Here is an 8,362-nt window from a genome sequence, read left to right on the forward strand (position 1 = left end):
TTAGAGGTCATCAGGCTAAAAGCTGTCAAGAAAACAAAGGAATTGTGACAGGTTAGAGGTCATCAGGCCAAAAGCTGTCAAGAAACTGAAGGAACGTAAGACAGGTTTGACGGCGAACAAGGCAAAGCTGTCAAGATCCTGCTGGAAAATAGACTGCTTTGAAGGAACCAGCATCAGTTTTGAAACAATAGGAGATCCTAAGAAGACAGCTATAGGTTTTTTTTACAAAAACTAGGTAATAGTATGAAAAAGGCAGGTGAGATGAATGAGTGTTTTTAGAGTGGATGGAAAAATAGATAAGGGCAAGCTCGCCAAGGAGCTGCTGATTCCGGTTGTCGGCGGAATGGTGACTGGGATGATTGCGACAAGGCGGGCGAAGGAGAAGTACAGCAAGCTGGATAAGCCAGATCATGCGCCGCCTTCGTGGGTGTTTCCGGTCATGTGGACAGGCTTGTATGCGTCGATGGGACTAGCGAATTACCGGGTTTCGATGAAGGAGAAACCAACTGCCACAGCGGAGGCGCTGTATGATATCCAGCTTGGATTGAACTTTCTCTGGTCGTTTTTATTTTTCAAATGGAACCTTCGAGGCACTGCGTTTGCGGAAATTGGTCTGCTGCTGGGCATGATTACGCTGACAACTTATCAATACTATCAAAAAGATAAAATTGCCGGCAGGCTTATGTTACCTTATATTGTGTGGGTGGCTTATGCGCTGCAGCTCAACTACAGCATGTGGAATTTGAATAAAGATTAATTGTGAAACTTTTACTGAATTATGCAACTTTTCCAATCTATCCTCCGTCTAAACTAATAGACTGCCAATCTTTCTAAAAATTGGTTGAATAAAAGTTTGCTAGAGCGGGAATACTATAACCAACAACATATTAAAACGGAGGTAGATTAAGATGAAACAAATCAAGGAATTCATGAATGAAGAGGGTTTTGAATTAAAAGGTTATATTTCACAATTATTTGAGCAAGCTTCTGATAAAACTGATAAGAAAAAAAGCTGATCGCGAGTTAAGCTGATCAGCGTTTTTTCATTTGCTGCAAGACTTCATCAATTTTTGCATGATTCTCGGGTGATTCATCGATATGCTTCCACAAGAGTTTACCGTCGGCCGAATAGAGCCATGTTCCTCCCTGGATGTAGACGTCCTGTGTCTTCATCGATTTCATGACGAATTCTTTCTGCTTCTCATTTTTGGGGATGAAATCTTTGACCTGGCCAGTAATAAAACCAAAACCGGCTTTCGCCAGCAGCTTCCACTTAGGCATCGTTTTATGGCCCATGCCTCGATACGCTTGCCGCGAAGGGTCTCCTAAAATCGGAAAAGGAAATGGCCCGAACTGGTCAACGAATTGCTTGATAAAAGACCCTTTTGAAGGGGCGACAGCAATGACCTGGTATCCTCTTGCTTCAACTTCAGTTATTCGCTCGCGCAACTGCGCAAGATATGCTCGGCAGACTGGTCAGCCAAGGTGGCGGACAAATACGACCATCGTTGGCTTTCCCTGGATGGCTGTTCCCAAGGTTAGTGATTTTTCCGGATCTGTAGTTTCTAATACATACTCCATATCGAAACCTCCTTTTCTTCACTATATATAACTTCACTCTCCAAGGAAAGAATTAACAATCCTTTTCAATACCCCCTGGCTGTTCTCAGAACCAGAAGATGGATTCTCATACTAAGTAATAATTAATAGAGGAATGGGTATACTACGAAAAAGTGTTTCCTTTATTTGCAAATAATTTTCGGTGAGGCAGACTATGACGAATGCAATTTATGCGGTTTTTTGGCTGGGAATTTTAATAATATGGGGGGATTGGAGGAACTGGAGAAGGTACTATCCGACAATCCTTTTCTTTATGCTTGGTGATTTTATTTACCTTTATTTACTGTCCGATCATTATCCAATGTGGAGGTATGTACCCTCGTCTGGTGACAAGGAAATAGGAATAACCAATGCACATATTTCGTTTTCCATCATGATATTAAAATATCCTGCGACATGTCTTGCCTATTTGTCTCATTTTCCACAACATGGTTTCTTATTAAAATTGTTTTATTATTTAGCTTGGATGGTAATTTATATAATGAATGAAATGATCGACTTGCATTATCATTTAATAAAATATTTCAATGGCTGGAATTTCGGGTGGTCGATCCTTTTTAATGCGGTAATGTTCCTCATATTGAAAATCCATTTTCATAGGCCGGTATTCGCCTGGATCCTCTCGGCCGTATTTATTGTTTTCTTATGGAATAGCTTTGAAGTACCCTCGAGTGTTTTTCGATAGGAGGTACTCTGAAGCTTATAAAAAATAGGCCTGGTATCAGGCCGTTTGTTTGTTTGGGTATGGATGCTTAAATGGAAGGAAATTATTTGTTTGAGCTGTACCTTTTTTTAATCCAAAGAAAAAAGTCAGTCACTAGTTTCGCAAAAATAAATACAGATACATAGCTGATAAATAAGTGAAAGTAGTTAATCTCCCCATACATTCTAAACAATCCTAATCCGACTAGCATAGGCTTGAAAACGAATGACAGGATTACCGATGTCATAGTTGCATACAAATAATATTTTTTATTACTGTTCAACGTAGATTGATAAACAAACGTGAAAATTATTGGTATTAGGCTGGAGTCTAGCGAAATACCGGGCAAAACAGGCATGACAGGAAAAGGATAATTCCAATAACCCATATTTCTCCCAAATAAATCATGATATCCAAAGGACATGTGGATACTGTAGCCGTAAAAGAGAATCTGGAATAGCTTATTTTTGTTGATTTTAAGAAGCAGCAAGATCAGAGGTGCCACTAGGAATAAGACCATCAACCAGTACTCAAAAGAGGTATATAGAGCATAGTCAAACCAATACTGATTTAAAGCCTTTTGCCCTTCCTTTCCCATCTTGACTATCTCATCAAAGCGCGCTAGACGAACATTTTCCAAATTAATCATTCCTTTTAAACCGGCTTGCATACATATCTATAGATTGTCATGTTCTATAATCTCGTATGCACAATGGAGAAGACTTTCGGAATAATATTTATCCAGAAATGAGTAAGATCATCATTATGCGGGAAAAAGAGAAAGATAACTTCGATTTCACCAGGAGGTATTGTTATGTCTTTTAACTATACAGAAGAAGACGGACGTTTTGTCGCGAAGGATTCAGATGGGCTCGAGGCAGGCGAAGTAACTTATACTCGTGATGGAGATAAGTTTCTTGTCATTAACCATACGGGTGTCGATCCGGCGAACCGCGGTCAGGGCGTGGCTGAGGAATTGGTGCGCCAGGTTGTTGAGAAAGCAAAAAAGGAAGGCCTGAAGGTGGAGCCGGTTTGTTCCTTTGCGCAAAAGGAATTCGAGAGGAAAGATGAATATAAGGAAGTTCTGAAACATTAGTTTGAAAGCCTTTGAGAAATCTCAAGGGCTTTTATCCATTGACATGGAAATTACCACATGATAAAATTATCTCGAATTCAAGATATTATGTTTTTTCGAAGTGGATAAGGATAAAGTAATGATAGATATTTTTTGCATTAATATCTCGGTTTCGAGATAAAGGGGGAGACAACTTGAACGAATTAAAAGGAATTCACCATGTTACGGCCATTACAAGCAGCGCGGAGAAGAATTATGAGTTTTTCACATATATTTTGGGGATGCGTCTTGTAAAAAAGACAGTCAACCAGGATGATATCCGCACGTATCACTTATTTTTTGCCGATGATAAAGGGTCTGCAGGGACGGATATGACATTCTTCGATTTTCCTGGGATTCCTAAGGGATCACATGGAACGGATGAGATTTATAAAACAGGCTTCCGTGTGCCGACTGATAATGCGCTGGAATACTGGGTCAAGCGTTTCGATAAATACGACGTCAAGCATACAGGCATCCAGGAACTGTTTGGCAAAAAGACGATTTCATTCGTCGATTTTGATGATCAGCAATATATGCTGATATCCGATGAGTTCAACGAGGGAGTGGCTTCCGGGACTCCATGGCAAAACGGTCCGGTACCATTGGAGTACGCGATCACAGGCCTTGGGCCGATCCATATTCGGATCTCACGCTTTGATTATTTTAAAGAGGTATTGGAAAAAGTCATGCATATGCGTGAAGTTGGGCAGGAAGGTTCCTTGTACCTGTTTGAAATGGGAGAAGGCGGGAACGGCGCGCAGGTCATTGTTGAGGACAACAAAGTGCTTCCAGCAGGACGCCAGGGATTCGGAACCGTGCACCATACTGCGTTCCGTGTTGCTGACACTTCGGTTCTTTATGAGTGGATCGAGCACATGAAGGCTTCAGGATTCGGTACTTCTGGTTATGTCGACCGATTCTTCTTTGAATCATTGTACGCACGAGTTGCTCCAGGAATCTTGTTTGAATGGGCAACAGACGGACCAGGCTTCATGGGTGACGAACCATATGAAACTCTTGGTGAAAAATTGTCACTGCCGCCGTTCCTCGAGTCGAAGCGGGAGCAAATCGAGGACTTTGTGCGCCCGATTGATACCGTCCGCAGCACGCGTAATATCGAAAAAGAGTATCTGTAGGCCGAGTTTGCAGGCCGGGAGTTTGTGGAAAACTAGAACTAAAGGAGGCATATATAATGGTCAAATTAGCAGTGATTTTTTACAGCATGGGCGGAACGAATGTGCAGCTATCGAAATGGGCTGCGGAAGGCGCAAAAGAAGCCGGAGCAGAAGTGAAGGTTTTTAAAGTGAAGGAATTAGCGCCTGAATCAGCGATTGAAGGCAATGAAGCATGGAAAGCGACTGTTGAAAAAACAAAGGATATCCCTGAAGTGACTCCAGACGATCTTGAATGGGCAGACGCGATTATCTTCAGCGTTCCAACGCGATTTGGAAATATGCCATCCCAGATGAAGCAATTCCTTGATACGACTGGCGGCCTCTGGGCTCAGGGCAAGCTCGTGAACAAAGTTGTGAGCGCTATGTCCTCCGCACAAAATCCGCACGGTGGACAAGAAGCTACAATCCTGTCACTATACACGACGATGTACCACTGGGGTGCAATCGTCGCGGCGCCTGGCTACAGCGATCCAGTGACATTCGGTGCCGGCGGCAATCCATACGGAACAAGCGTAACAGTCGATCAGGACGGCAACATGATTGAAGACGTAGAAGCTGCGGTAAAATACCAGGCGAAGCGTACTGTGACAGTTGCGGGATGGGTTAAGAACGGAAATCAGTAAGGTATGATTAAATAGCCTAATTCCCTCAGGGAGTTAGGCTGTTTTTCTGTCTGGAATAGGTAGTAGTAGTTCTGGTGCGAAATGTTTATTGGACTTTTTGGAATGCGGAGGAAGGTAGAAATGTCTAATAAGAGGAGTTTAATGGACATTTTGGGTGCGGAGGAGAGTTGAAATGTCTAATAAGAGTTGTTTAATGGACATTTTGAATAGGAGAACCCGGAGAATTGTCCGATAGAAGGGGTCTATCGGACAAACGGAAGGCTGAATCACGAGGATGTGTCCGATAACTTGTCTCTGAATTTGATAAAAGCGTGAAACCAGCCAAAACAAAATGCCCAATCCACACAAGGATTGGGCATCTGGATATTAGGTTATTCTTTTAAAAAACCGGGCTGTTCATAGCTAGGGTTCGGGTATTTATAAAATCCTTCACCTGTGGCTGCACCCAGTTTTCCTTTGTCAATGTACTCCGTCTTCAATAGATTCGCGAGTTCTTTAAACTGTGGCACTCCAGCTTCGCCTTTGGCATTGGCGATATTGTATGCGTGGTGATTCCTACGATGTCTAAAATCGCGAATGGGCCTTTTGGTGCTCCGGTTGCAATCATCCACGTTTTATCAATTGTTTCCGGATCGGCGACTTCCTTCATTAGCAGCATTTGGCCTGCTTCCAGGAACGGCACCAATAACGAATTTAAGATATAGCCAGGCTGTTCTTTGTATAATGGCAAGGCAACCATGCCGATCGCTTTGGCGAATTCCAACAGATCGTTAAACACTTCCTTGTCTGTGCCAGGATGCATCATCACTTCGGCGGTGTTATTTTTCCAGATTTCATTCGCAAAGTGAAGAGCAAGGAATTTTTCTGGACGGCCTGTCGCATCGGCAAATTGGCTTGGCAGCAACGTAGAAGTGTTCGTCGCAAACACCGTCTTCTTTGGCGCAGCTTGTCCTAATTTCCTGTAAAAATCAGTCTTGATGTCGACAACCTCGGGTACAGCTTCAATGACGAGATCAGCATCGGCAACAGCCTGTGAGAGATCACTGTAAAAAGAAAGACGGTTGTAAGCTGCATCAAGCTCCTGCTCGGATGCTCCAAGATCCTCTGAATAGCGAGGCTTCAGCTTCGTGATACGATCCTTGGCGCGCTCGATTGCCTCATCGTTAATATCATAAACCGAAACATTGAATCCATGATATGCAGTTTGGAAAGCAATCTGGCTTCCTAAAAACGCCGCTTCCGGCGACAGTAATGTTTTTATAATTCATGGCAATTCTCCTTTCTACAATATTTGTTTACCCTTAATTATTATTCTTAAAAAGTATTTTTTTAATCGTAGAGGTAAAATAAATGGCAGCTTTACCAATCTTTCGGGAGGGTATATTAAGTAATAGGAAGAATACATTAATGGATATGAAAAGCGAACGTAGAATGGTGAAAGTGAAGGAGGCAATCCAATGACAAACAATCAAGCTGGCTGGAATATCGAAAATAGTTATTCGAGCCTGCCCAAAATATTTTATAGTCTGCAGAAACCAACTCCTGTGGAAGCACCGGAAGTGGTGATCTTCAATGAGTCGCTGGCGGAAGAACTCGGTTTGAATCCTGAAGTACTGCAAGGTGACGATGGGGCTGCGATTTTTGGCGGCAATGAGGTCCCTGAAGGAGGAACGCCACTCGCTCAGGCTTATGCAGGACATCAATTCGGGCATTTCACCATGCTTGGAGACGGCAGGGCAGTCTTGCTGGGAGAGCAGATTACTCCGGATGGTGAAAGTTTTGACATACAACTGAAAGGTTCCGGACGGACGCCATATTCCCGTGGCGGAGACGGGCGCGCAGGGCTGGGACCGATGCTGCGGGAATTTATCATCAGCGAAGCGATGGTTGGTCTGGGGATCCCGACTACCAGAAGTCTGTCAGTAGCGACAACGGGGGAGCAAATTATCCGTGAGACGATGCAGACAGGTGCAATCCTTACCCGTGTGGCAGCAAGCCATTTAAGGTGGGAACATTCCAATTTGCCGCGAACTGGGGTAAGACGGAGGATCTGCGGGCATTGGCTGATTATGCAATAGAGCGCCATTATCATGAAGTCGCCGGGGAGGATGACCGCTATCTTTCTTTTTTAAAAAAAGTAATCAAGCGTCAGGCAGCATTGATTGCAAAATGGCAGCATGTTGGATTTATCCACGGTGTCATGAACACTGACAACATGACAATCAGCGGGGAAACGATCGATTATGGCCCTTGTGCTTTTATGGACATGTACGACCCGGCAACTGTCTTCAGTTCAATTGACCGCGATGGCCGCTATGCCTACGGGAATCAGCCGTATATCGGTGGCTGGAATCTTTCCCGGTTTGCTGAAGCCTTGTTGCCTTTGCTGCATGAGGATGAAGATGAGGCGGTAAAACTGGCGGAGGAAGCCCTCTCAGAATTCCCGGAGATATTTGAGTCGGAATTCATATCCGGAATGAGATTGAAACTGGGTATTTTCAATGAGGAAAAAGATGACAAGGCGCTTATTTCCGACCTGCTTAATCTAATGCATACGCATAAGGCTGACTTTACGAATACGTTTAAAGCCTTGACCTTTAATCAGTTAGAAGGATCGGAGCTGTTCCAGGCTGAGGAGTTCGCGAAGTGGCAGGGGAAATGGCAGGAACGACTTGGACGCCAGGAGCAATCGAAGGAAGACGCACGGGAGCTGATGCGCGACAACAATCCGGGTGTAATCCCGCGAAACCACAGAGTGGAAGAAGCTCTGGAGGCTGCTGTGAATGGTGACTTGAGCGTCATGGTGAAATTGCTCGAAGTCCTTGCCAACCCATACGAGCACTCTCCTGAACAGGCCGAATACTGCAAGCCAGCTCCACCAGCCGCAAGACCATACCGTACTTTTTGTGGGACTTGATTTGCTGCGGTGCTTTTATACGGTCATGACGGACAGAATTCAGTGAAATTATGAAAAAATGCCCGTCATCGAGGCTATGACGGACAGAAAACCTGTGAAATGGTGAAAAAGTGTCCGTCATAAGGGTTATGACGGACAGAAATCCAAGGAAATCATGAAAAGTGTCCGTCGACATGGCTATGACGGACAGAAAACCTGTGAAATGGT

General features: G+C 43.9%; 6 protein-coding genes and 3 pseudogenes. 6 read left to right on the plus strand and 3 right to left on the minus strand.

The window, feature by feature from the left end:
- Positions 1-265 precede the first annotated feature (265 nt).
- Complete coding sequence (locus JCM21738_RS20000) at positions 266-757, plus strand: TspO/MBR family protein (protein WP_023626170.1); 492 nt, start codon at positions 266-268, stop codon at positions 755-757.
- 275 nt (positions 758-1,032) lie between these two features.
- Here JCM21738_RS20000 and JCM21738_RS20005 read toward each other — a convergent pair.
- Positions 1,033-1,464, minus strand: a pseudogene (locus JCM21738_RS20005) (AhpC/TSA family protein); the annotation flags it as partial.
- 310 nt (positions 1,465-1,774) lie between these two features.
- Here JCM21738_RS20005 and JCM21738_RS26940 point away from each other — a divergent pair.
- The gene (locus JCM21738_RS26940) at positions 1,775-2,305 is read left to right on the plus strand and encodes a CBO0543 family protein (RefSeq protein ID WP_023626166.1); all 531 of its coding nucleotides are present in this window, start codon (positions 1,775-1,777) and stop codon (positions 2,303-2,305) included.
- A gap of 82 nt (positions 2,306-2,387) precedes the next feature.
- Here the strand turns inward: JCM21738_RS26940 and JCM21738_RS20015 are convergent, their stop codons facing one another.
- Positions 2,388-2,972, minus strand: a complete 585-nt coding sequence (locus JCM21738_RS20015) for a hypothetical protein (RefSeq protein WP_243463110.1) — start codon at positions 2,970-2,972, stop codon at positions 2,388-2,390.
- 165 nt (positions 2,973-3,137) lie between these two features.
- On the opposite strand from JCM21738_RS20015, the gene JCM21738_RS20020 reads away from it, so the two are divergent.
- The 3 genes from JCM21738_RS20020 to wrbA all read left to right on the plus strand — a co-directional run bounded on the left by JCM21738_RS20020 (position 3,138) and on the right by wrbA (position 5,238).
- Positions 3,138-3,419 carry a GNAT family N-acetyltransferase gene (locus JCM21738_RS20020; protein ID WP_023626164.1) on the plus strand — a complete coding sequence of 94 codons (282 nt, stop codon included), beginning with the start codon at positions 3,138-3,140 and terminating at the stop codon, positions 3,417-3,419.
- Between the two features lie 173 nt (positions 3,420-3,592).
- Entirely contained in the window at positions 3,593-4,576 is a 984-nt protein-coding gene (locus JCM21738_RS20025; RefSeq protein WP_023626163.1) for a ring-cleaving dioxygenase, read from the plus strand.
- Positions 4,577-4,632: 56 nt separating this feature from the next.
- Positions 4,633-5,238 carry an NAD(P)H:quinone oxidoreductase gene (gene wrbA, locus JCM21738_RS20030; protein WP_023626162.1) on the plus strand — a complete coding sequence of 202 codons (606 nt, stop codon included), beginning with the start codon at positions 4,633-4,635 and terminating at the stop codon, positions 5,236-5,238.
- A 371-nt stretch (positions 5,239-5,609) separates the two neighbouring features.
- On the opposite strand, the pseudogene JCM21738_RS20035 reads toward wrbA, so the two are convergent.
- A pseudogene (locus JCM21738_RS20035) lies at positions 5,610-6,506 on the minus strand (3-hydroxyacyl-CoA dehydrogenase).
- Between the two features lie 189 nt (positions 6,507-6,695).
- Here JCM21738_RS20035 and JCM21738_RS20040 point away from each other — a divergent pair.
- A pseudogene (locus JCM21738_RS20040) lies at positions 6,696-8,155 on the plus strand (protein adenylyltransferase SelO).
- The last annotated feature ends 207 nt before the right edge of the window (positions 8,156-8,362 follow it).

Source organism: Mesobacillus boroniphilus JCM 21738 (assembly GCF_000517385.1).
Classification (GTDB): Bacteria; Bacillota; Bacilli; order Bacillales; family Cytobacillaceae; genus Mesobacillus; species Mesobacillus boroniphilus.